Source organism: Microlunatus elymi, assembly GCF_007362775.1.
GTDB classification, from domain to species: domain Bacteria; phylum Actinomycetota; class Actinomycetes; order Propionibacteriales; family Propionibacteriaceae; genus Microlunatus; species Microlunatus elymi.
Genome location: NZ_CP041692.1, coordinates 4,147,304 through 4,168,301 on the forward strand (window position 1 = coordinate 4,147,304; position 20,998 = coordinate 4,168,301).

The window sequence follows — 20,998 nt, forward strand, 5'->3', positions numbered from 1 at the left end:
ACGCAACTCGGCACGAACCAAAACCGCAATTGAATGACCCGTCGAGCGCCCCAGCGCGAGACCGTGTCCGAGCGAAGCGGAGGGCGCGACGTTAGGAGCGCACCCAACGCAACCAAGGCGGGGGCCCGGGGCCCTCCCCGGAACTGAACCTGCAGCACCCAGGCTGGCGGTCAGCGGCACCCAGGCGGACGGAAAATTAATTGAAGCTGTCGCCGCAAGCGCAAGAGCTGGTGGCGTTGGGGTTGTCGATGGTGAAGCCCTGCTTCTCGATCGAGTCCACGAAGTCGATCGTGGCGCCCATCAGGTAGGGGGCGCTCATCCGGTCGGTCACCACGTTGACGCCGCCGTAGGTCTTCACCACGTCGCCGTCGAGGCTGCGCTCGTCGAAGAACAGTTGGTAGCGCAGACCCGAGCAACCGCCGGGCTGAACCGCGACCCGCAGCGCGAGATCGTCGCGACCTTCACTGTCCAGAAGCGCCTTGACCTTGGCCGCGGCTTCCTCCGTGAGGACGATGCCGTCGGCGATGGGGGCCTCGATGGTGGCTTGTTCCGTCATATCTTCCTCCGCAGAAGCGAGCGAGTTGACCGTTGGATGCTGGCCGGTTTCAGTGTAAGCACCCTCTCGGCCGCAGCCAACCACGGCGTGTCCGGCGAGACGACGGCCACTGGGCGCCGGCCGTTGCGAGGACGCTCACCAGCTCCAACTGCGGGCGACCCGATTGACCGTCTGGGCGAGTTCGTCGGCAGACACGTCCGCTACCGACTCGCCGGCGCGTGACTCCCGTACGTGATAGGCCGACTCGACTCCCATCGACCGCATCTCCCGGGACCCGATCACCACCTCACCGGCGATCAGGATCACCGGCACGTTGGCGTGCGCGCCGAGGTCGGCGACCCGAGCCACCACACCCCCACCGCGTTCGGCGAAGTCGAACATGCTGCAGCCAGTGACCAGCAGGTCCGCACCCCGGACCCGCTCCGGCAGCCGGCCCAGTTCGGCGCAGTAGGCCGACCCAGTCGTCACCCGGCCGCCAAGCAGGTCGGCGACGAAACCCAGCCCGCCGCACGCTCCCCAGTCCGCGCTGTCCGGTCGCCCCGGCGCCGCCGCGGCCGTGAACGATTGCAGACTCGCGTCGGTGGCCAGCAACAACTCCGGGTGCCAGCCCTGGTCGCGGCCGAACCGGGAGGTGATGCCGCGCAGCCCGAGCAGCGGCAACCCGACCTGATCGCGGGGGACGACGACGGTCAACCGGCGACGGCCGAGCAACTGTCGTACCGGTCTCAGATCGACCCGGGAGACGCCGTGCAAAGCGGTCACGCCGCCGTCCAGCGGGACGTCGGCGGCTGCCCCGAGCGCGCAGAGCAGGCCGGCTCCGGCGTCATGGGCACGATTGGCGGACACGTCCAGCACGATCTCGGGAGCTCGGTACGGGCTGGCCTCGAGCGCCTCGCGCAGCGCCACCCCGATCGCCTCGGAGGACGCAGCCCGATCGATCCCGAGCTGCGGTTCGCTGGTCTCGGACTCCACCGCGACCACCAACCGTTCGGGCGTGTCGACGACCGTGGTCAGGCCGCCGCCGGAGACCCCGCCGTTGGGTTCGGCTGCCGAGGCATCGGCAACAGCCTGGACGAATCCCAGGCCCGCCTCGCCGATCGGTACGACGTCGACCTCCGCGCCGGACCAGCCCTGCGCCAGGATCTCGCCGGCACCCGCCGAGCTGAGTGAACCGATCTCGTCGGTCGCGATGATCACCCGCATGACGGCCATCCAACCAGGGCGACCCAAGGCGGGCCGGCGGGACCGAGGCATTACGGTTTGCTCATGCCTGAGCCGACACCCCGGTACGCGACCTACCCGAGCCTTCGCGGCAAGCACGCCTTCGTCAGCGGCGGTGCCTCCGGAATCGGCGAGTCCGACGTACGCGAACTGGCAGCTCAGGGCGCCAAGGTGAGCTTCGTCGACCTGGATGTCGAACGCGGCGAGAAGCTGGCTCAGGAGCTCAACGACAGCGGCGCACAGGCACTCTTCCAGCGAGCCGACGTGACCGACATCACCGATTACGTCTCCAAGATCAACAACGCGGCCGAGCAACTCGGCCCGATCACGGTGCTGGTGAACAACGCCGCCAACGACAAGCGCACCCCGTTCGCCGACGTCACGGTCGATCAGTGGGACACCGAGATCGCGGTGAACATCCGGCATCACTTCTTCGCCGCGCAGGCGGTGGCGCCGATGATGCGGGGGGCCGGCGGCGGCTCGATCATCAACATGGGTTCCATCACCGCACACCTGGACTTCCCCAACCTGACCGGCTACGTCGCTTCCAAGGCAGGGATCGAGGGCCTGACGCGTACGCAGGGCCGCGAGTACGGCAAGTGGAACATCCGGGTGAACTGCATCATCCCCGGCTGGATCCTGACCGAGAAACAACTCGAGGTTGTGGCACAGCCCGGTGACATCGAGAAGTTGATCAGCGAAGATCAGAAGATCCCGAACAAGCTGTACGGCGAGGACATCGCCCGGATGGTGCTGTGGCTGGCGGCCGACGACTCCCGCAATTGCACCGGGCAGAAGTGGGTTGTCGACGGCGGCTGGATGTGACCGTGCAGCCGGATCGTCTGACCGCCGAGCAGTTCACCGAGTCGTGCACCGATCATGGCGAGGGGCCGCTGTGGGACGCCCGTTCCCCTCAGCTGGGCGGCAACCGGCTGCTGCTGGTGGACATGATCAAAGGTGACCTGGTCCAGTTGGACGGGTCGGGGAGTCATCGCCGGACCCACGTTGCCGACGTCGCGGCCTGTCTGCGGCATCGCGCGTCCGGCGGCTATGTGCTGGCCACCGAGCACGGCTTTCAGACGCTCGATGATCAACTTGTCCCGGTCGGGCCGGCACTGTCGGCCTTCGGCAATTCGGCGATCAGGATGAACGACGGCGGCTGCGACCCGCAGGGCCGCTTCTATTGCGGCACCATGGCCTACGACGAGACCCCCGGTGCAGGTTCGTTGTATCGGTTGGATCCGGGTGCGCTCGAGGAGGGCGGACCGGTCCCGACCGTGCTGACCGGAGTGACCATCTCCAACGGTCTGCAGTGGAGCGCCGACGGCAGCCTGGTCTTCTACAACGACACCCCGACCCGGCGGATCACCGTCTTCGACTTCGACGCCGATGCCGGTTCCATGATCAACTCGCGGCCGTTCGTCACGCTGCCCGACGACGAGACGGGTGCCCCGGACGGGATGGCGATCGACACCGAGGGCGGCATCTGGATCGCCTTGTGGGGCGGCTCGGCGGTGCACCGCTACGACCCCGCAGGCAAGCTGGACCTGGTGATCGAGTTGCCGGTCAGCAACGTCAGCGCCTGTACCTTCGGCGGCGACGACCTCGGCACCCTCTACATCACCACCTCCCGCCAGGGCCTGTCCGACGATGATCAACCCCAAGCCGGCTCCGTCTTCACCGCCCGCCCGGGCGTCACCGGCGCAGTGCCCTACCCGTTCGCCGGCTGATCCCGTCTTCCCGTTGCCGCCTCGCGGAGCTGCCGGTACGCGAGGAGACGCGCTGTGCCCGGGCAGAAAGCAAGACCTGCAATGAATAGCCCGGCGAGCGCCCCAGCGCGAGCCCGCGCCCGAGCGAAGCGAAGGGCACGACAGAAGATCGACACCCAACGCAACCAAGGCGGGGGCCCGGGGCCCTCCCCGGAAACCCGCCCTGCAGCACCAAAATCAGCAGCAGCGGCACCCAGGCGGACTGAATCAAGACAGTCAATGCGACTCGCGGCCTACTTCAGCGCCGGATCCGCCGGTGAGGAAGTCCAGGTCGACTCCGGTGTCGGCTTGGCCGACGTGATCCACGTAGAGCTTTTCCCAACCACGTAAGGGATGCGCGAGGCTGTTGATCATCTCCGGTTCGGCGCTGCGACGTCGGAGTTCGTCGGCGTCGACCAGCAGTTGCAGTGATCGATTCGGCACGTCGAGCTCGATCAGGTCGCCGTCGCGGACCAGGGCCAGCGGACCACCGGCGGCAGCTTCGGGTGCCACGTGCAGGACGACCGTGCCGTAGGCGGTGCCGCTCATCCGGCCGTCGCAGATCCGCACCAGATCGCGTACGCCTTGGCGCAGCAGCTTCTGCGGGATCGGCATGTTCGCGACCTCCGGCATTCCCGGATAACCCTTCGGGCCACAGCCGCGCAGCACCAGCACCGAGTCGGCGTCGACCTCCAGATCGGGATCGTCCAACCGGGCGCGGCAATCCTCCACCGAGTCGAAGACCACCGCCCGGCCACGATGGACGAGCAGGCCCGGTGTCGCCGCCGCCGGTTTGATGATCGCACCGTCCGGCGCCAGATTTCCTTGCAGCACAGCGATTCCGGCGTGTCCCTGGAGCGGCTGCTCGCGGCTGCTGATCACCCGCTTGTCCCAGATCTGCACCTCGTCGGTCAGGTAGCTGACCAGCGGTTCGCCGGTCACCGTGATCGCGGACGGATCAAGCAGATCCCGGACCTGCCGCAGCACGGCCAGCGGTCCGCCGGCCCGGAACAGGTCCTCCATCAGGTATTCGCCGGCCGGTTGCAGGTTGGTCAGCAGCGGCACATCCTTGCCGATCCGATCGAAGTCCTGCAGATCAAGATCAACACCGAGCCGACCGGCGATCGCGAGCAGATGTACCACGGCGTTGGTGGAGCCGCCGATGGCCGCCAGCGCCACGATCGCGTTGTGGAACGAAGCTTTCGTGATCACCTGGCTCGGCCGGCGGTCTGCCTGGACGAGTTGCACCGCCCATCGACCGGTCTGGTGCGAGGACTCCAGCAGTCGGCTGTCCGGTGCCGGAGTCCCGGCCAACCCGGGCAGGGTCATGCCGAGCGCCTCGGCCATGATCGCCATCGTGGAGGCGGTGCCCATCGTGTTGCAGTGCCCGCGGCTGCGGATCATCGACGATTCCGAGCGCAGGAAGTCCTGCTCGCTCAGGGTGCCCGCCCGGACTTCCTCACTGAGCTTCCAGACGTCGGTGCCGCAGCCCATCGGCCGGCCGCGGAACGTGCCATTGAGCATCGGCCCGCCGGGGATCACCACCGCCGGCAGATCGACCGAGGCTGCTGCCATCAGCAGCGCCGGGATGGTCTTGTCGCAGCCGCCGAGCAACACCAGTCCGTCGATCGGGTTGGCGCGGAACAACTCCTCCATGCTCATCGCGGCGAGATTGCGCCACAGCATCGCGGTCGGCCGGACCAGCGACTCCCCCAGCGACATCACCGGCAGGTTCAGCGGGATACCGCCGGCCTCGTACACACCGTTCTTGACCGACGCGGCCAGTTGATCGAAGTGGGAATTACAGGGCGCCAGATCCGAGGCGGTGTTGGCGATCGCGATCTGTGGCCGGCCGGTGAAGGCGCTGTCCGGCAGCCCCCGCCGCATCCAGGCCCGATGGATGTAGCCGTCCCGGCTTCCCTGCCCGTACCAAGAATCACTCCGCACGCCATCACCCTTGCACAGGGCGATTTCGTACGGAGTGATTGTTGCTGTGGTCCGAAGGATCAGCCCGGCAGCAGGCCCTCGTGCGACTCCTCCAACAGGTCCTTGACCTCGTCCAGCGTCGCATCTGCGGCCGGCAGGATCAGGTCGGAGTCCTGCAACTCGTCGTCCGGCACCGGTGTCCCGGCGGCGATGATCTCTGCGTGCAGCTTGGTCAGCTGGCTCGTCAGGGCATCTTGATCACCGGCCGAAACTGCCTGCTCGATCGAGGCGTCGATGGAGTTCAGGTTGGCCACCGCGCCGTCGTCGACGCGATACTGCCCCTCGCCGAGAATGCGGATGATCATCGGATGTCCCCGTTCGGCTGGGCCGGCTGCGTCGGCTGGGCGGGTTGCGACGGCTGAGCGGGCTGCGCCGCCTGCTGGGTCGGCTCGGCCGCCGGTGCGGCCTGCTGGCCCTCGATCGCCGGAGTCGATGCCGAGCTGCCGCCCGCCAACGCCGCCTTCATCTGAGCCAGCTCGGACTCCACGTCGGAAGTGGAGGCGAGTTGCTCCAGCTCCAGGGTGATGTCGTCCTTGGCCATCCCGGTCGAGTCCTCCAGGGCGCCGCTGGCGATCAGCTCGTCCACCGCGCCGGCCCGAGCCTGCATCTCGGCAGTCTTGTCCTCGGCCCGCTGGATGGCCAGGCCGACGTCGCCCATTTCCTCACCGATGCCGGTGAACGCCTCGTTGATCCGGGTCTGCGCCTCCGCCGCGGAGTAGGTCGCCTTGATCGTCTCCTTGCGGGTCCGGAACGCATCGACCTTGGCCTGCAGCCGCTGGGAGGCGCGGACCAGCTTCTCCTCCTCGCCCTGCAGCTGTGCGTGCTGGGTCTGCAGATCGCCGAGCTGCTGCTGCAGTCCGGACTTGCGGGTCAGCGCCTCCCGGGCGAGATCCTCACGATTCACCTCGAGCGCCTTCTGCGCCTGCTGATTCAACTTGTCGATCTGGGTGTTCAGACCGTTGGCCTGGAGCTCGACCCGCTTCCGGCTGGTGGCCACGTCGGCCACGCCGCGCCGTACCTTCTGCAACAGCTCGAGCTGGCGTTGGTACGAGTAGTCAAGGGTCTCGCGGGGGTCTTCCGCCTTGTCCAGGGCCTTGTCGGCCTTGGCGCGGAAGATCATCGACATCCGCTGGAATATTCCGCTCATCTGTTCTCCGCTGATCCTTCCGAATAGCAACACCGGCATGGCACCTGCCAGGCAACGCTCAGCGCGAGCCCTTGGTGCCGCGCCTCCCGAAGCGGCAGCCGCCGCAGGCACGGCACCCACCCTATGCCCGGTGGGGTAACGCGAGCACGGGTCCGCAGAGGTAGTTTCGTAATTGGGGTGGCCCCCTGACAGAATCGGGGGTCGCGGGCCCTGAACCCTGGGCCGGCAGCAGTACGAGGAAGGCATCCGGTGGCACTGTTTCGGCGGAAAGACTCCGACCCGTTCTCCGAACTCGACGAGCCGGCGATCGACGACTCCGCGCAGGCCACCCCGGGATCGCAGAAGAAGGGTGCGCCGACCCCGACCCGCAAGCAGGCCGAGGCCGCCCGCCGGGAGCGGCTGACCAAGCAGGTCAGCAAGAAGGAAGCGGCCCGGATGCAGCGGGCCGAGCGGGCGCAAGTGATGCGGGCTCGGGACAACACACCGGAGAAGGCGCTGCTGCGTGACTATGTCGACTCCCGCCGCAATCTGGGCGAATTCCTGCTGCCGGGCATGATCGTGATCCTCGGCGCAAGCCTGCTCTACTCCATCGCCCCGAACATCGCGTTGATCGCCACCGTGGTGATGTACCTCTTCATCCTCACCGTGCTGCTCGATTCGTACCTGATGTGGCGTGGTTTCAAGAAGGTGCTGGCCGATCGCCTGCCGCGGTCGAGTTCGCGCGGGTTGCTGATGTACGCGATGAACCGCAGCATCCAGATCCGGCGCTTCCGGATGCCGGCACCGCGAATCAAGCGCGGCGAACCGTACTGAGTTGATTTGGGGCCGAGCCCCCAGGCCCCGCGTTCCTACCGTGTTGCGTTTGGGCTTCGTCCGATCTCCTTGGCGATTCTCGGCGCCGCGGGCGCCTCGAATCACGCTGCCGCTGCACGCTGTCGGGAGTCTTGGGCCTCCCGAAGTCGCGTTGTCACGACTTTCAGCGGTCGCCATGCTCGGCCGCAGCACACAACTCGTGTTGTCACGACTTCCGGCGGACACGGGGGAGCCTCGGGTTGCCCCCATCCCCTTCGATAAGCTCGGGGCCCTTGACGCAAGCTCGCGACGACGCGCGACTACGCAGGGCCTAAGAACTGCAATGAACATCCCGTCGAGCGCCCCGGCGCGAGACCGTGCCCGAGCGAAGCGAAGGGCGCGGCGAAAGAAGGGCACCCAGAGCAACCAAGGCGGGGGTCCGGGGCCCTCCCCGGAAACTAGACCTGCAGCACACAAGACCAGCGGCAGCAGCAACCAGGCGGACGGGAAAAACATGGAGTTTCGCTATCTCGGCAACAGCGGTTTCAAGATCTCGGAGGTCAGCTACGGCAACTGGGTGACCCACGGGTCCCAGGTCGAGGCCGATGCGGCCAAGCTGTGTGTGAACGCGGCGCTGGACGCGGGCATCACCACGTTCGACACCGCCGACGTGTACGCCAACACCGCGGCCGAGACGATCCTCGGTGACGCGCTGGCCGGGCAGCGGCGGGAGAGTCTGGAGATCTTCACCAAGGTCTACAACCCGACCGGGCCCAAGGGGCACAACGACACCGGGCTGTCGCGCAAGCACATCATGGAGGCGATCAACGGATCGCTGAAGCGGCTGCAGACCGACTATGTCGACCTCTACCAGGCCCACCGCTACGACTACGAGACGCCGCTGGAAGAGACCATGCAGGCGTTCGCCGACGTGGTCCGTCAGGGCAAGGCGCTCTACATCGGCGTCAGCGAGTGGACCGCGGACCAGATCCGGGCCGGTCACAAGCTCGCCACCGACCTCGGTTTCCAACTGATCAGCAACCAGCCGCAGTACAGCATGGTCTACCGAGTGATCGAGGCCGAGGTGGTGCCGACCAGCCAGGAGCTGGGCATCAGCCAGGTCGTCTTCTCACCGATCGCCCAAGGCGTACTGACCGGGAAGTACCAGCCGGGTCAGCCGCCGCCGGCCGGGTCGCGGGCAACCGACGAGTCCGGCGGCGCCAACTTCATCCAGCGGCTGATGAAGGACGACCTGCTGGAACGGGTGCAGCAGCTGAAGCCGATCGCCTCCGACGAGGGCTTGTCGATGGCCCAGCTGGCGGTCGCCTGGGTGCTGACGAACGACAACGTGGCCAGCGCGATCACCGGCGGTTCGCGGCCGGAGCAGGTCACCGACAACGCCGCGGCGGCGGGCAAGAAGCTGTCGGCCGAGACGCTGCAGCGGATCGACGAGGTGCTCGGCGACGCGGTCGAACGCGACCCGGCCCGTACGGCTCAGTCCTCGCCGAAGACCCGGCTGGCCTGAGGCGTCGGTCATGAGCTGGCATTGGCAGCCAACCGTCCGGCAAGGGGCCGGCCAGATCGACACTGCCGGATTGGGCCTTGATCAGCACTTCACCGCGCAGGGCGATGCCGAGTCCTGGCTGGGCGAGTCCTACCCCGACCTGATGGCGGCCGGGGTCGAGTCGGTCAGCCTGTACGAGGAAGATCGCCTGGTGTACGGGCCGATGCGGCTGGAGCCGGAGGTCTAGTCGGTCATCGCGTTCGCGAGCAGCCGCAGGGTCTGCTCGCGGGCGGGTGCCCGGACCGAGTCGGTTGCCTGGTAGGCACCGGCGACCGGGTTGATCATCACCTCGTCGACGCCGAATTCCTCGGCCAGCTTGGCGATCCGGCGGGCCGCATCCTCGGGCTCGCCGATCACCCACTTGGTCCGCATCGCGTTGATCAACGGCGCCTGGCTGGTCAGGTAGTCGTCGCGTTCGGCTTCCTCGACGGTGAGCTGCGGCGCCAGCGGTCGGCCCGAGCGCAGACCGGCCATCTGGATCAGTTGCGGCAGCGCCAGCCGTTCGGCCTCGGCGGCGGTCTCGGCCACGGAGACGTTCAGGGTCAGGAAAGTACGCGGCTGGTCCAGCAACTCCGACGGCTGGAAACTGTCTCGATACAGCTGCAGGGCGGCGGCCGTGCCCTGGCCGGAGAAGTGATGGGCGAACACGTACGGGAGTCCGCGCTCGGCGGCCAGTCTCGCGGAGTAGTCGGACGAGCCCAGCAGCCAGATGGTCGGTTCGGCGACCGCCTTCGGCGTCGCGTGCAGCGTGTAGGTGCCGTCCTGCAGCTGCAGTCCGACTCCGGCCGGGCTCATCATTTTGATCAAGTTCTGCACGTTTTCGTCGAACTGCTCGACTCCGCCCTCGGTGCCACCGCCGCCGTAGCGCAGGGCCCAGTTGGTGACCGGGTCGGAGCCCGGCGCCCGGCCGATGCCCAGGTCGATCCGGCCCGGGAACGCGGCCTCCAGCAGGCTGAACTGCTCGGCCACCACCAGCGGCGCGTGGTTGGGCAACATCACGCCGCCGGAACCGACCCGAATCCGATCAGTGGCCGAAGCCAGCAACGCGATCAACACCGGCGGGTTGGTGGACGCGACCGCGGGCATGTTGTGATGCTCGGCCACCCAATAGCGGCGATAGCCGGTCTCGTCGGCGATCCCGGCCAGCGCGGTCGAAGCCTGCAGCGCTTGCGCGGTGGTCTGCCCGGTGCGTACCGGGATGAGGTCGAGGACGGAGAGTTGTGGCCCAGTCACGTGTCCGTGCAACCGGATCGCGGATGCTGGTATTCCGATCACTGCCCGGTAATCCGGATCACAGTCCTGGGGCTGGCCCCACCCGCGGTTGACAAGTCAGCGTGATGGTTCGCGATCACCGATTCCGGGACGGTTGTCGGGTGTCTGAGAACATCCGTCTGGTCGCCGTGCTGTCGGCCATCGCCCTGGTCCCGATGGTCGCCGCGCACGTCCTCGGTGCCGCCACGATCAACCCGTTGATCGATCCGATCAGTTGGTACGCGTTCATCCCGGGCGGCGCGTTCATGATCATGGCCGGCGGATCACTGCTGGCGTTGCTCGGAGTGATCTTGACCGTACGGATGTACCGGGCGCGGCTGGCAACCGGACCCGTCCCCGCGCTGGCCATGATCATCTTCAGCACCTCGCTGATCTTGGTCGGCATCTTCCCCACCAATCCGCCACACACCGACCCGACCGTGGCGGCGACCATCCACCGGGTTGCTGCCGGCAGCGCCTTCGCCGCGCTGCCGTTGGCCGGGCTGAAGATCGCCGCTTCGATCCACGGACCGTGTTCGGCATTGCCGCGGGCCCTGCGCCGGTCGGCGATCGCGCTGGCCGGACTGGTCGGCGCGTTTCTGGCAATCCACATTCCGCTGGCGATCGCCGGCTCGGGCATCGCCGCCTTCGGCTTCCTGGAACGGGCCGGATTCGTGATCATGATCAGCTACCTGTTCCTGCTGGCCGCGACCATCGACCGGGAAGGCGTCAGCTACCCCGCCGAAGCCGATGTCAAGGTCCTGCGGCAGACCTCGTCCCAGGGCGTGGGCGCCAGCCCGAGCTTGGTCTCCGCCTCTGTGGAGTCGACCACGTACGACCGGGTGAAGATATAGCTCATCGCCTCCAGTTGGCGCAGGTCGGCACTGAACCAGCCACCGGCCTTCATGATCAACTTCGGGTACGACCGGACCCGCACCATCGGCTTGCCGGCCAATTCGAGCACGTCGGCCAGCCCTTGGCGCAGGCTCCGCGGCGCGTTCGTCGGCGCGATCCAGACCCGGCCCCAGGAGTCCTCGCGATCGGCTACCGCAACCAAGGTACGGGCGACGTCGAGCACGTCGGTCCAGGAGTGCGGAAGGTGGGGGTTGCCGATCACCATCGCGGACTTGCCCTTCAACGCGGCCGGCACATTGCGGGTCAGGTGACCATGATCACCGACCCCGGCACCGACGTAATCGCTGGCCCTGACCTCGACCGCCTTGATCCGGCCGGCGTCATGCAACGCCTTCGCTTCGGCCCACATTGAGGCACGGATCCGGCCGTTCTTCTCCGTCGCCAGGTCCGGCAGCCCCTCGAACATCCGACCTGACACGGGACCGTAGCCGTACAGGCTGGACGCGGTCACGAACGTCGCACCGTTGGTCTCCGCCGCCTGCAGCATGCTGGCCCACAGTGGCGGCCAGACCTCCTCCCAATTGCCGTAGTGCGGTGGATTGGCGCAGTTGTAGATCACGTCCGCTCCCGCGGTGATCTTGATCAACTGCTCGGCATCGCTGGCGTCGGCCGCGATCCGCTCGACTCCCTCCACCGCCGGTCCGCGGCCGCTGCGAGTCACGCTGACAACCTGGTGCCCGGCCTCCACCAGCAACCTGGCCGTCTCGGTCCCGACCGGTCCTGCCCCCACGATGATGTGCTTGCCCATGTGATCACGTCCCATTCGTCAGTGGTTTGTGAGCGCTGCTCTCTCTAATAAGCATGGCACACATGTGGCGAGCAGAACAAGAGCAGTGCTCACATTTGTTGTTCGGTAGTGTCGGGGCGTGCCCACACCAGAGTTCGTGCTGCAGTTGCGCCGCAAGATCGGCAACGACCTGCTGCTGTTCCCCGGGGTCAAGTCGGTGGTCTTCGATCGGCGGGAGGACCCGAGCCGGGTGTTGCTCGGCAAGCGGTCCGACAACGGCCAGTGGCATCTACCCGCCGGGATGATGGAGCCCGGCGAGCAACCCGCTCCGGCGCTGGTCCGCGAAGTCCTGGAAGAGACCGGGGTGGTGATCGAGATCGACCGGCTGATCAGCGTGCTGACCCTGCCGAGGAGCGCCTACCCCAACGGTGATCAGGTGCAGTTCCTCAGCTGCGCTTTCCGCGCGCACTACGTGTCCGGTGACGCCCGGGTCGCCGACGACGAATCCCTTGAGGTCGGCTGGTACGACCTCGACCGGGCCCGCCGAATGCTCGGGCCGGCGGACCGGGAGTCGATCGAGCTGGCGCTTCCGCTCGAAGGGCCACCGTTCTTCCATCGCTGAACCCTCCAACGGTGATCGACTTCGACAGGTGAGCGCCCCAGTCGGAACGGCTCGTGAGGTCGGACCACGGCGTGCAAACCCCGCTCCTGCTGGAAAGTTGCCGCCTGATCTACGGGCGGACCAGCCCAAAACCCCACCCGTGCTGGAAAGTTGCGGTGAGGATGCGGCCGTTGCTGGTGCCGAGATGTGGCGCTTCGGGGTTCTTCGACAGCTCAGGACCGTGATCGACTGAAGCTCAGGAGTCCTTGACGCCCGGGTGGACGAAGGGCGGCTTGGTGATCACGAAGTCGGTGGCGCGGCCGCGGATGTCGATCCGTACGGTGTTGTTGATCTTGAGCGAAGGGTCCACCAGGGCCAGTGCGATGCCGGTCTTCAGGGTCGGCGAGAAGGTGCCGGAGGTGACCTCCCCGACGGTTTCGCCGTCGGTGTTCAGCACCGTCATGTGCGGGCGCGGGATGCCGCGGCCGACCGCCTTCAGCCCGCGCAGGGTACGGGTCGGGCCGGCCGACTTCTCCGCCTTCAGCGCCTCAGCGCCGAAGAAGGCGTCCTTGCCCCAGCCGACCGCCCAGCCGAGCCGCGCCTGCACCGGGCTGATCTCGGGCGAGATGTCCTGGCCGTGCAGCGGATAGGCCATCTCGGTCCGTAGCGTGTCCCGGGCGCCCAGACCCGCCGGCTGGATCCCGTACGGTTGACCGGCCCCGATGAGTTTGTCCCAGAGCGCACCGGCCACCTCCCTCGGGCAGACCAGCTCGTAACCGCGTTCGCCGGTGTAACCGGTCCGGCAGACGGTGATCGGGATGCCGCCGAAGTCGGCCAGCTCGAACGACATGTAGTCGTGTCCGACCGGAAGTCCGGCAGCCGTCAGCGTCTCGTCGGACCGCGGACCTTGCACCGCCAGTACGGCGAAATCGCTGTGCTGGTTGGTGATCGTGATCGAATCCGGTGCGGCTGCGGCGAGCCGGTCGACCACCGCGGCGGTGTTGGCCGCGTTCGGGATCAGGAACACCTCGTCGTCACTCTTCAGGTATGCGATCAGATCGTCGACCACGCCGCCGTCCTCATTGCAGATCAGCGTGTACTGCGCCTTGCCCGGCGTGATCTTGGTCAGGTCGTTGGTGAGGCAGCGATTCACAAACTCCGCCGCACCCGGACCGGCGACCGTGGCCTTGCCCAGATGGCTGACGTCGAAGATGCCGACCCCGGTCCGGACTGCGGTGTGCTCGGCCACCACCCCGGCTCCGGCGTATTCCAGCGGCATCGACCAACCGCCGAACTCGGCGAACTTGGCCCCCAGCTCGACGTGGCGATCGTTCAACACAGACAGCAGAAGCTCGGCGGACATAGCTCGGAACCTATCTCACACCCGGCGCCGAGAGGGACTCGTATAGCCTGACCGGGTGCCAGCGCCTCGCCTTCCAGAGCTCACCCTGTCCCGTTCACTTCCGCGAACCGCCGAAGTCCTGATCGTGGGCTTCGCCGCGGATACCGTGGTCGGCCTGCCCGACACCGTCGCGAACGCCTTGAGGAAGACGTACGGCGCCGGGCCGGATGAGGTCGCGGCGACCTTCGGTGCGACCTCCAAGCCGCTGAGCACGACGGTGATTCCGGGTGCCGGCAAGGTGACGCTGGTGCTGGTCGGCCTCGGCGACCGGCCGGTCGACGAACTGCCCGCCGGTGAGCTGCGCAGCGCTGCCGGGGCGGCGGCGCGAGTTGCCTCCGGGCTGAAGCACCTGACCGAGGGTCGGCTGGCGATCAGCCTCGACCGGTCCGAGGCAAGGACCGTTCAGGCCGTCGCCGAAGGACTCCTGCTGGGCGCATACAGCTTCCAGCCGATCACCACCGGCGACCCGGCCGACCCCAAGATCAACGAGGTCTCGGTGATCAGCAGGTCCACCGGGAAGGCGCAGCTGGCTGCCCTGGAGGCGGCGGCAATCGTCGCCCGGGCCGTGATCGCCAACCGGGAATGGGTGAACCAGCCGGCCAATCTGCTCTACCCGGAGAGTTTCGCCGAGGAGGCCCGCCGGCACATCGGCAGCCGGAGCAAGATCAACATCGAGATCCTGGACGAGAAGTCCCTGGAGAAGGGCGGCTACGGCGGCATCCTGGCCGTCGGCGGCGGGTCCGAGCGGCCGCCGCGGCTGGTGCGGTTGAGCTACGCGCCGCGCGGCGCCAAGGTGCACCTCGGTTTGGTCGGCAAGGGCATCACCTTCGACTCCGGCGGCCTGGACCTCAAGACCCAGGCCGGCATGTACACGATGAAGTCGGACATGTCCGGCGCCGGCGCGGTCTTCGCCGCGGTGAGGGCGATCGCCGACCTCGGCCTCAAGATCAAGATCACCGCGTACGGATCGCTGGCCGAGAACATGCCGTCCGGTTCGGCCTACCGGCCCTCGGACGTGCTCACCATCTACGGCGGCAAGACGGTGGAGAACGTGAACACCGACGCCGAGGGACGGCTGGTGATGGCCGACGCGCTGGCCCGGTTGAGCGGTGAGGACAAGCCGGATCTGATCATCGACGTGGCCACCCTGACCGGCGCCTGCATCGTCGCACTCGGTGAGCGGACCGTCGGCGTGCTGAGCAATGACGAAGACACCGCGACGGCCGTCCTCGAGGCGGCGCAGGCGGCCGGCGAGCGGTTCTGGCGGTTGCCGATCGTCGACGAATGCCGCGGCTTCCTCGATTCCGAGGTGGCCGATCTGAAGTCCGGCCGTTCCGGTCCCGGTGGTGCGATGACCGCCGCCGCGTTCCTGCGCGAGTTCGTCGGCGAGACGCCGTGGGTCCATCTCGACATCGCCGGCCCGTCGTTCAACGACGGCAAGCCGTACGGCTACATCCCCAGCGGCGGCACCGGCGTCGGCGTCCGGACCCTGATCGATCTGGCCCAGCAGTACGCCGGCTGAACTCAGTCGTGCTCGGTGGTCTGCTGCCGCTGCAGCAGTTTCTGCCGGTGGTTGTAGTCCCGCATCCGTTGCGGGTAGCCGACGACTGCGGCTTCGTAGCCGGGGATCTGCAGGCTCTCGGCGAACGAATGCGCCCACTGCGGTGACGGGACTCGGCGCCGGGTCCATTCGCCGTCGTGGGCGACCAGCAGCAGGGTGGTCTGAGTGACGCTGGTCGGCTGCTCGACGTAGGCCTCGACACCGCGTCGGGTGTGCGCGAACTCGGTCAGGTGCGCGACAGCCGCTTGATCGACCGACTGTGCGCGCGCACCGGGCGCCCGCCGACGTCGGCCGATCCGCTGTTGCCACCACCCCATGCAGTAAGTATGACGAGTCGCGTTCGCCGAATGATTGGATGAGGCTTATGAACTACGACCTGGTGATCTTGGGGGCCGGCAGCGGTGGTTACGCGGCGGCCTTGCGGGGCGCCGAACTGGGGCTGCGGACCGCTCTGGTCGAGGAGGGACTGGTCGGCGGCACCTGCCTGCATCGCGGCTGCATCCCGACGAAGGCGATCCTGCACGCGGCCGAGGTGGCCGACGCGGCCCGCGACGGCAGCCAGTTCGGTGTGCACGCCACCCTGGATCGGGTCGACCTGGCCGAGGTCCGAAGCTACGCCGACGGTGTCGTCGGCCGACTGCACAAGGGCCTGACCGGACTGATCGGCTCACGCAAGATCGACGTGATCGAGGGCCGCGGCAGTCTGGTCGGCGCTGACGGAAATGGCGCCGCGGCCGCCGTACGGGTCGGTGATCGACAACTCAGCGCAGATCATCTGGTGTTGGCCACCGGATCGCTGCCGAGCACGCTGCCGGCGGTCGCCGTCGACGGCGTACGGGTGCTGACCAGCGAGCACGCGTTACGGTTGACCGAGCTGCCGACCTCGGCGATCGTCCTCGGCGGCGGCGTGATCGGGGTCGAGTTCGCCTCGGCCTGGCGTTCGTTCGGGGTCGACGTGACGGTGGTCGAGGCACTCCCCCGACTGGTGCCCAACGAGGATCCGGCCATCTCCAAGACCCTGGAACGGGCCTTCCGCAAACGGAAGATCGGCCTGCTGACCGGCTCGCCGATGCAGGCGGTCAGCACCGATTCGGACCAGCTGACGGTGACGCTGGAGTCCGGGAAGTCGGTCAGCGCCGACGTACTGCTGGTCGCGGTCGGCCGTCGCCCGAACTCGTACGGGATGGGTTTCGAGGAAGCCGGGCTGGAGCTGGATCGCGGCTGGGTCCGTACCGACGACAGACTGGCGACCAACCTGAGGGGCGTGTACGCGGTCGGCGACCTGGTCGCCGGACTCCAGCTGGCGCACCGCGGCTTCGCGCACGGGATCTTCGTCGCCGAGGAGATCGCCGCCGGTCGGGATCCGGGGCTGCACCGCCCGACGGTGGTCGGCGACGAGTCCATCCCCCGGATCACCTACAGCGATCCCGAGATCGCCGCCGTCGGGCTCAGTGAGGAAGCGGCCCGGCAGCGTTTCGGCGACGTCGAAACCTTCACCTACGAGCTCGGCGGGAACGGGCGCTCGCAGATCCTCAAGACCCAGGGCTTCGTCAAGGTGGTGCGCCGTGCGGACGGTCCGGTGGTCGGCATTCACCTCATTGGGGCGCGGGTCGGCGAGCTGATCGGCGAGGCCCAGTTGATCACCAACTGGGAGGCCTACCCGGAGGAGGTGGCGCAGCTGATCCACGCCCATCCGACCCAGGGCGAGGCGCTCGGCGAAGCGCACCTGGCGCTGGCCGGCAAGCCCCTCCACGTGCATACCTGACCCCGCGGACGACCGCCCGGACCGGCGGATAGGCTGACCGGGCAGAGCCACGCATCATCGAGGAGTCGAAGCCGAACATGTCCACCGAGGTCACTCTTCCGGAACTGGGCGAAAGCGTCACCGAAGGCACCGTCAGCCGCTGGCTGAAGCAGGTCGGAGACACCATCGCCGTCGACGAACCGCTGCTGGAGATCTCCACCGACAAGGTGGACACCGAGATCCCGTCGCCGGTCGCCGGCACCCTGCTGGAGATCCGGGCGAACGAGGACGACACGGTCGAGGTCGGCGCCGTGCTGGCAGTGATCGGCGAGGAGAGCGAGAGCTCCGCCGGCGACGGCCAGTCAGCTCCGGCGCCCGAGGCAGAGCAGGAGCCGGAGCAGGAACAGCCCGCACCGGCCGCCGAGTCCGCTCCCGCGCCCGCCCCCGAGTCCGCTCCCACCGCCGAACCGGCACCGTCCGAACAGGCCCCGGCAGCGCAGGCCGGCTCCTCCTCCGCGTCGAACGGTTCGGGCAGCGACGTCACCCTGCCCGAGTTGGGCGAGAGCGTCACCGAGGGCACCGTCAGCCGCTGGCTGAAGCAGGTCGGCGACTCGGTGGCCGTCGACGAACCGCTGCTGGAGATCTCCACCGACAAGGTGGACACCGAGATCCCGTCTCCGGCCGCCGGCACGCTGCTGGAGATCCGGGCCAAGGAGGACGAGACCGTCGAGGTCGGTGCAGTCCTGGCGGTGATCGGCGAAGCGGGTCAGCAGTCCCAGGGCGGCGACCAGCAGCCGGCCCAGCCCGAGCGGGAAGAGCAGCCCGTACAGGAAGAGCAGGCCAAGCAGCAGGAGCAGCCGAAGCAGGAGGCGCAGCCGGAACCGCAGGCCGAGGCAGCGGCGCCCGAGGCACCCGCACCTGCTCCCGCCCCCGCACCGGCACCCCAGCCGGCGAGCGCGCCGGCGCCGCAGACTCAGGCCGACAGCTCCGACGGCGACCGCAACTACGTGACGCCGCTGGTACGCAAGCTGGCTGCCGAGCACGACGTCGACCTGTCCACCCTGAAGGGCACCGGTGTCGGCGGCCGAATCCGCAAGCAGGACGTACTGGCCGCCGCCGAGGCGGCTAAGGCACCGGCAGCCGAGACGCCGGCGGCAGCACCCGCCGCGGCATCGGCTCAGCAGAGCTCGCTGCGCGGGACCACCGAGAAGATGACCCGGCTGCGCAAGATCATCGCCGCCCGGATGGTGGAGTCGCTGCAGACGTCGGCCCAGCTGACCACCGTCGTCGAGGTAGACCTGACGGTGATCTCCCGGCTGCGGGCCAAGGTGAAGGACGACTTCCTGCGCCGCGAAGGCGTCAAGCTGTCGTACCTGCCGTTCTTGATCAAGGGCGCGGTGGACGCGCTCAAGGTGCACCCAAAGCTGAACGCGACCATCGACACCGAGGCCGAGGAGATCCACTACCCGGCCACGGAGAACGTGTCGATCGCGGTGGACACCGACAAGGGCCTGGTGGTGCCGGTGATCAAGGGCGCCGGCGACCTCAGCATCGCCGGGCTGGCCAAGAAGATCGCCGACCTGGCCGACCGCACTCGCAACAACAAGCTGTCCCCCGACGACATCTCCGGCGGCACCTTCACCGTCACCAACACCGGCAGCCGAGGCGCCCTGATCGACACCCCGATCGTCAACCAGCCGCAGGTCGCCATCCTCGGCACCGGCGCGTTGGTGAAGCGGCCGGTGGTGATCACCGACAAGAATCTGGGCGAGACGATCGCGATCCGGGACATGATGTATCTGTCGCTGTCCTACGATCACCGGCTGGTCGACGGCGCCGATGCGGCCCGCTTCCTGGGCACCCTGAAGGAACGGCTGGAGGAAGGCGACTTCGGCTCGGAGTTCGGTCTCTGACATCTGGGGGCCCAGCCCCCAGACCCCCAGGTTCCTACCGGATCGGCTTCCACCGATGGTTAGGTGAGGGGCGGCCCATCGGGCCATCGAGGCCCTCGGGCTCGCTTCCGGGTCATCCGTCCGGATCAGGACGTAGCTGCCCCGGAAGCGCAAGACTGTGCTTAGAGTACGGCCTGAACGGGAGAGACCATGCGGATCCTGATCACCGGCGCATCCGGCTTCCTCGGTACCGCCCTGCGGGTGCGGTTCGCCGAGCAGGGGTACGAGGTGCGCCGGCTGGTCCGCCGGACTCCGGTGTCCTCGACCTCGGAATTCCACTGGGATCCGGCACAGGGCCGGATCAACGCCGACGCGGTCACCGACGTCGACGTGATCATCAACCTGGCCGGTCCGCCGGTGTTCACCCGACCGTGGACCGACAGCCGTCGCCAACTGCTGCGCGACGCCCGGATCGAGGCCACTCGGTTGCTGGCCGAGACCGTGGTCGAACGCTACGCCGGTAGCTCCACCAAGCCGCTCTGGCTGCAGTCCAGCGCTACCGGATGGTACGGCACCCGCTCCGGACCGGAACCGTACGACGAGACCGCACCCGCGGCCGGCGACTTCCTCGGCCGGCTCGCCCACGACTGGGAGGCCGCCACGGAGCAGGCCGCCTCGGCCGGAGTGCCGGTGATCAAGATCCGCAACGGAATGGTTCTTGATCATTCCGGCAGCACCCTGAAGTTGATCAAGCCCGTGTTCAAGCTCGGGCTCGGCGCCTCGCTCGGCGACGGGCACCAGCGGATGACGATCATCAGCCTGCACGACTGGCTGCGTGCCGTGCAGTTCATGATCGACAAGCACCCGCCGGCCGGCCCGTACAACCTGACCATCCCGCAGCCGCCGACCAACGCCGTATTCACCGCCACCCTGGCCCGGTTGCTCGGCAGCAAGGCCCGGCTGACCGCACCGGGGAAGGTGCTGCGAACGGCTCTCGGCGAGTTGGCCGAGCAACTCGTCGGTGATCAGTACGTTGTGCCGACGGCGATCACCGAGCAGGGCTTCCGGTTCGACGGGCCGGACGTGAAACAGACCGTGCAACTGGCGCTCGGCTGAGTCGGCTGCAGACCGTCGCCGGCCTCGGATAGGCTCCGGGCATGAGCGGCAACGTCGCATTCCGCGATCTCGGCCTGGGTTCGGACCTGATCGACTACGTCCAGGCCTGGGATCTGCAACGCAGCATTCACGCCGAGGTGGTGGCCGGTACCGCACCGGACACCGTGCTGCTGTTGGAACATCGAGCCGTCTACACCGCCGGCAAGCGAACCGAGCCGCAGGAACGACCGACCGACGGCGCGCCGGTGGTCGACGTCGACCGCGGCGGCAAGATCACCTGGCACGGACCGGGTCAGCTGGTCGCCTACCCGATCGTCAAACTGCCGGACTCGGTCCGGGTGGTCGACTACGTCCGCCGGCTGGAAGAGGCCATGATCAGGACCTTCGCCGAATTCGGCCTGACCACCGGCCGGGTGGACGGCCGGTCCGGGGTCTGGCTGCCACTCGATGATCAACCCTTCGACGAGTTCAGCACGCCGCGTCCGGAGCGGAAGATCGCGCAGATCGGCATCCGCGTCGCCGCCGACGTGACCATGCACGGCCTGGCGATGAACATCAGCAACGAGGCGACCCCGTTCGAGGCGATCGTGCCCTGCGGCATCACCGATGCCGGGGTGACCAGCCTGGCCGAGGAGTTGGGCGGCGAACAGGTCCCACTGCCCCGGATCGCCGAGGTGCTGCGGCCCCAGCTGGCCGAGTTGCTGAGCTGGCAACCGTACGAGAAGTCGCCGGACATCCGCCGCCCGGCACTGGCCGGCGCCGAGAAGGCATAGGC

The 20,998-nt window shown here is 67.9% G+C and carries 20 protein-coding genes and 1 pseudogene; 12 read left to right on the forward strand and 9 right to left on the reverse strand.

The window, feature by feature from the left end:
* Positions 1-196: 196 nt before the first annotated feature.
* Positions 197-556, reverse strand: a complete 360-nt coding sequence (erpA, locus tag FOE78_RS18695; protein ID WP_143988928.1) for an iron-sulfur cluster insertion protein ErpA — start codon at positions 554-556, stop codon at positions 197-199.
* A gap of 135 nt (positions 557-691) precedes the next feature.
* On the reverse strand, positions 692-1,759 hold the full coding sequence (locus FOE78_RS18700; RefSeq protein WP_168207589.1) for a glycerate kinase: 1,068 nt from the start codon (positions 1,757-1,759) through the stop codon (positions 692-694).
* A gap of 63 nt (positions 1,760-1,822) precedes the next feature.
* On the opposite strand from FOE78_RS18700, the gene FOE78_RS18705 reads away from it, so the two are divergent.
* Positions 1,823-2,602, forward strand: a complete 780-nt coding sequence (locus FOE78_RS18705; protein ID WP_143987626.1) for an SDR family NAD(P)-dependent oxidoreductase — start codon at positions 1,823-1,825, stop codon at positions 2,600-2,602.
* Between the two features lie 2 nt (positions 2,603-2,604).
* Positions 2,605-3,507, forward strand: coding sequence for an SMP-30/gluconolactonase/LRE family protein (locus FOE78_RS18710; protein WP_210414665.1), 903 nt, complete (start codon positions 2,605-2,607; stop codon positions 3,505-3,507).
* 255 nt (positions 3,508-3,762) lie between these two features.
* On the opposite strand, the gene FOE78_RS18715 is transcribed toward FOE78_RS18710, so the two are convergent.
* From FOE78_RS18715 to FOE78_RS18725, 3 genes are read right to left on the reverse strand one after another with little or no spacing between them, the layout of a single operon-like run.
* Positions 3,763-5,472, reverse strand: coding sequence for an IlvD/Edd family dehydratase (locus FOE78_RS18715; RefSeq protein ID WP_143987627.1), 1,710 nt, complete (start codon positions 5,470-5,472; stop codon positions 3,763-3,765).
* A gap of 59 nt (positions 5,473-5,531) precedes the next feature.
* Entirely contained in the window at positions 5,532-5,816 is a 285-nt protein-coding gene (pspAA, locus tag FOE78_RS18720) for a PspA-associated protein PspAA (RefSeq protein WP_143987628.1), read from the reverse strand.
* Positions 5,813-6,658, reverse strand: coding sequence for a PspA/IM30 family protein (locus FOE78_RS18725; RefSeq protein WP_143987629.1), 846 nt, complete (start codon positions 6,656-6,658; stop codon positions 5,813-5,815). The genes pspAA and FOE78_RS18725 overlap by 4 nt, the downstream gene beginning before the upstream one ends.
* Before the next feature lie 249 nt (positions 6,659-6,907).
* Between FOE78_RS18725 and FOE78_RS18730 the strand changes: the two genes are divergently transcribed.
* From FOE78_RS18730 to FOE78_RS18740, 3 genes are all read left to right on the forward strand, one after another.
* The gene (locus FOE78_RS18730; RefSeq protein WP_168207590.1) at positions 6,908-7,471 is read left to right on the forward strand and encodes a DUF3043 domain-containing protein; all 564 of its coding nucleotides are present in this window, start codon (positions 6,908-6,910) and stop codon (positions 7,469-7,471) included.
* A 493-nt stretch (positions 7,472-7,964) separates the two neighbouring features.
* Entirely contained in the window at positions 7,965-8,975 is a 1,011-nt protein-coding gene (locus FOE78_RS18735; protein WP_143987631.1) for an aldo/keto reductase family protein, read from the forward strand.
* Positions 8,976-8,985: 10 nt separating this feature from the next.
* Positions 8,986-9,201: a hypothetical protein gene (locus FOE78_RS18740; RefSeq protein ID WP_143987632.1), complete on the forward strand. Its 216-nt coding sequence runs from the start codon at positions 8,986-8,988 to the stop codon at positions 9,199-9,201.
* Here the strand turns inward: FOE78_RS18740 and FOE78_RS18745 are convergent.
* Entirely contained in the window at positions 9,198-10,247 is a 1,050-nt protein-coding gene (locus FOE78_RS18745) for an LLM class flavin-dependent oxidoreductase (protein WP_143987633.1), read from the reverse strand. The genes FOE78_RS18740 and FOE78_RS18745 overlap by 4 nt on opposite strands.
* A gap of 194 nt (positions 10,248-10,441) precedes the next feature.
* On the opposite strand from FOE78_RS18745, the pseudogene FOE78_RS24265 reads away from it, so the two are divergent.
* Positions 10,442-10,915, forward strand: a pseudogene (locus FOE78_RS24265) (DUF998 domain-containing protein); the annotation flags it as partial.
* An 83-nt stretch (positions 10,916-10,998) separates the two neighbouring features.
* On the opposite strand, the gene FOE78_RS18755 reads toward FOE78_RS24265, so the two are convergent.
* A complete protein-coding gene (locus tag FOE78_RS18755; RefSeq protein WP_228265889.1) occupies positions 10,999-11,943 on the reverse strand; it encodes an NAD-dependent epimerase/dehydratase family protein in 945 nt (314 codons plus the stop codon).
* Between the two features lie 103 nt (positions 11,944-12,046).
* Here FOE78_RS18755 and FOE78_RS18760 point away from each other — a divergent pair, with 103 nt between their 5' ends.
* Complete coding sequence (locus FOE78_RS18760; protein WP_143987635.1) at positions 12,047-12,529, forward strand: NUDIX hydrolase; 483 nt, start codon at positions 12,047-12,049, stop codon at positions 12,527-12,529.
* A 235-nt stretch (positions 12,530-12,764) separates the two neighbouring features.
* Here FOE78_RS18760 and gcvT read toward each other — a convergent pair whose 3' ends face one another.
* Positions 12,765-13,871, reverse strand: a complete 1,107-nt coding sequence (gcvT, locus tag FOE78_RS18765; RefSeq protein ID WP_143987636.1) for a glycine cleavage system aminomethyltransferase GcvT — start codon at positions 13,869-13,871, stop codon at positions 12,765-12,767.
* A gap of 55 nt (positions 13,872-13,926) precedes the next feature.
* On the opposite strand from gcvT, the gene FOE78_RS18770 reads away from it, so the two are divergent.
* A complete protein-coding gene (locus FOE78_RS18770; RefSeq protein ID WP_143987637.1) occupies positions 13,927-15,432 on the forward strand; it encodes a leucyl aminopeptidase in 1,506 nt (501 codons plus the stop codon).
* Between the two features lie 2 nt (positions 15,433-15,434).
* On the opposite strand, the gene FOE78_RS18775 is transcribed toward FOE78_RS18770, so the two are convergent.
* Complete coding sequence (locus FOE78_RS18775; protein ID WP_143987638.1) at positions 15,435-15,788, reverse strand: hypothetical protein; 354 nt, start codon at positions 15,786-15,788, stop codon at positions 15,435-15,437.
* A gap of 47 nt (positions 15,789-15,835) precedes the next feature.
* Here FOE78_RS18775 and lpdA point away from each other — a divergent pair, with 47 nt between their 5' ends.
* From lpdA to lipB, 4 genes are all read left to right on the forward strand, one after another.
* The gene (gene lpdA / locus FOE78_RS18780; protein WP_407662596.1) at positions 15,836-17,236 is read left to right on the forward strand and encodes a dihydrolipoyl dehydrogenase; all 1,401 of its coding nucleotides are present in this window, start codon (positions 15,836-15,838) and stop codon (positions 17,234-17,236) included.
* Positions 17,237-17,313: 77 nt separating this feature from the next.
* Complete coding sequence (sucB, locus tag FOE78_RS18785; RefSeq protein WP_143987640.1) at positions 17,314-19,128, forward strand: 2-oxoglutarate dehydrogenase, E2 component, dihydrolipoamide succinyltransferase; 1,815 nt, start codon at positions 17,314-17,316, stop codon at positions 19,126-19,128.
* A 189-nt stretch (positions 19,129-19,317) separates the two neighbouring features.
* Positions 19,318-20,223 (forward strand): TIGR01777 family oxidoreductase, encoded by a 906-nt coding sequence (locus FOE78_RS18790; protein ID WP_143987641.1) that lies wholly within the window; start codon positions 19,318-19,320, stop codon positions 20,221-20,223.
* A gap of 41 nt (positions 20,224-20,264) precedes the next feature.
* Positions 20,265-20,996 (forward strand): lipoyl(octanoyl) transferase LipB, encoded by a 732-nt coding sequence (gene lipB / locus FOE78_RS18795; protein ID WP_143987642.1) that lies wholly within the window; start codon positions 20,265-20,267, stop codon positions 20,994-20,996.
* Positions 20,997-20,998: the final 2 nt, after the last annotated feature.

Bases quoted from the DNA above. Each gene is read 5' to 3' on its own strand.
- FOE78_RS18790 (WP_143987641.1), top strand. From the start codon at position 19,318: ATGCGGATCCTGATCACCGGCGCATCCGGCTTCCTCGGTACCGCCCTG.
- pspAA (WP_143987628.1), bottom strand. From the start codon at position 5,816: ATGATCATCCGCATTCTCGGCGAGGGGCAGTATCGCGTCGACGACGGC.
- gcvT (WP_143987636.1), bottom strand. From the start codon at position 13,871: ATGTCCGCCGAGCTTCTGCTGTCTGTGTTGAACGATCGCCACGTCGAG.
- erpA (WP_143988928.1), bottom strand. From the start codon at position 556: ATGACGGAACAAGCCACCATCGAGGCCCCCATCGCCGACGGCATCGTC.
- FOE78_RS18755 (WP_228265889.1), bottom strand. From the start codon at position 11,943: ATGGGACGTGATCACATGGGCAAGCACATCATCGTGGGGGCAGGACCG.
- FOE78_RS18740 (WP_143987632.1), top strand. From the start codon at position 8,986: ATGAGCTGGCATTGGCAGCCAACCGTCCGGCAAGGGGCCGGCCAGATC.
- FOE78_RS18735 (WP_143987631.1), top strand. From the start codon at position 7,965: ATGGAGTTTCGCTATCTCGGCAACAGCGGTTTCAAGATCTCGGAGGTC.
- FOE78_RS18705 (WP_143987626.1), top strand. From the start codon at position 1,823: ATGCCTGAGCCGACACCCCGGTACGCGACCTACCCGAGCCTTCGCGGC.
- FOE78_RS18775 (WP_143987638.1), bottom strand. From the start codon at position 15,788: ATGGGGTGGTGGCAACAGCGGATCGGCCGACGTCGGCGGGCGCCCGGT.
- lpdA (WP_407662596.1), top strand. From the start codon at position 15,836: ATGAACTACGACCTGGTGATCTTGGGGGCCGGCAGCGGTGGTTACGCG.
- FOE78_RS18725 (WP_143987629.1), bottom strand. From the start codon at position 6,658: ATGAGCGGAATATTCCAGCGGATGTCGATGATCTTCCGCGCCAAGGCC.
- sucB (WP_143987640.1), top strand. From the start codon at position 17,314: ATGTCCACCGAGGTCACTCTTCCGGAACTGGGCGAAAGCGTCACCGAA.
- lipB (WP_143987642.1), top strand. From the start codon at position 20,265: ATGAGCGGCAACGTCGCATTCCGCGATCTCGGCCTGGGTTCGGACCTG.
- FOE78_RS18700 (WP_168207589.1), bottom strand. From the start codon at position 1,759: ATGCGGGTGATCATCGCGACCGACGAGATCGGTTCACTCAGCTCGGCG.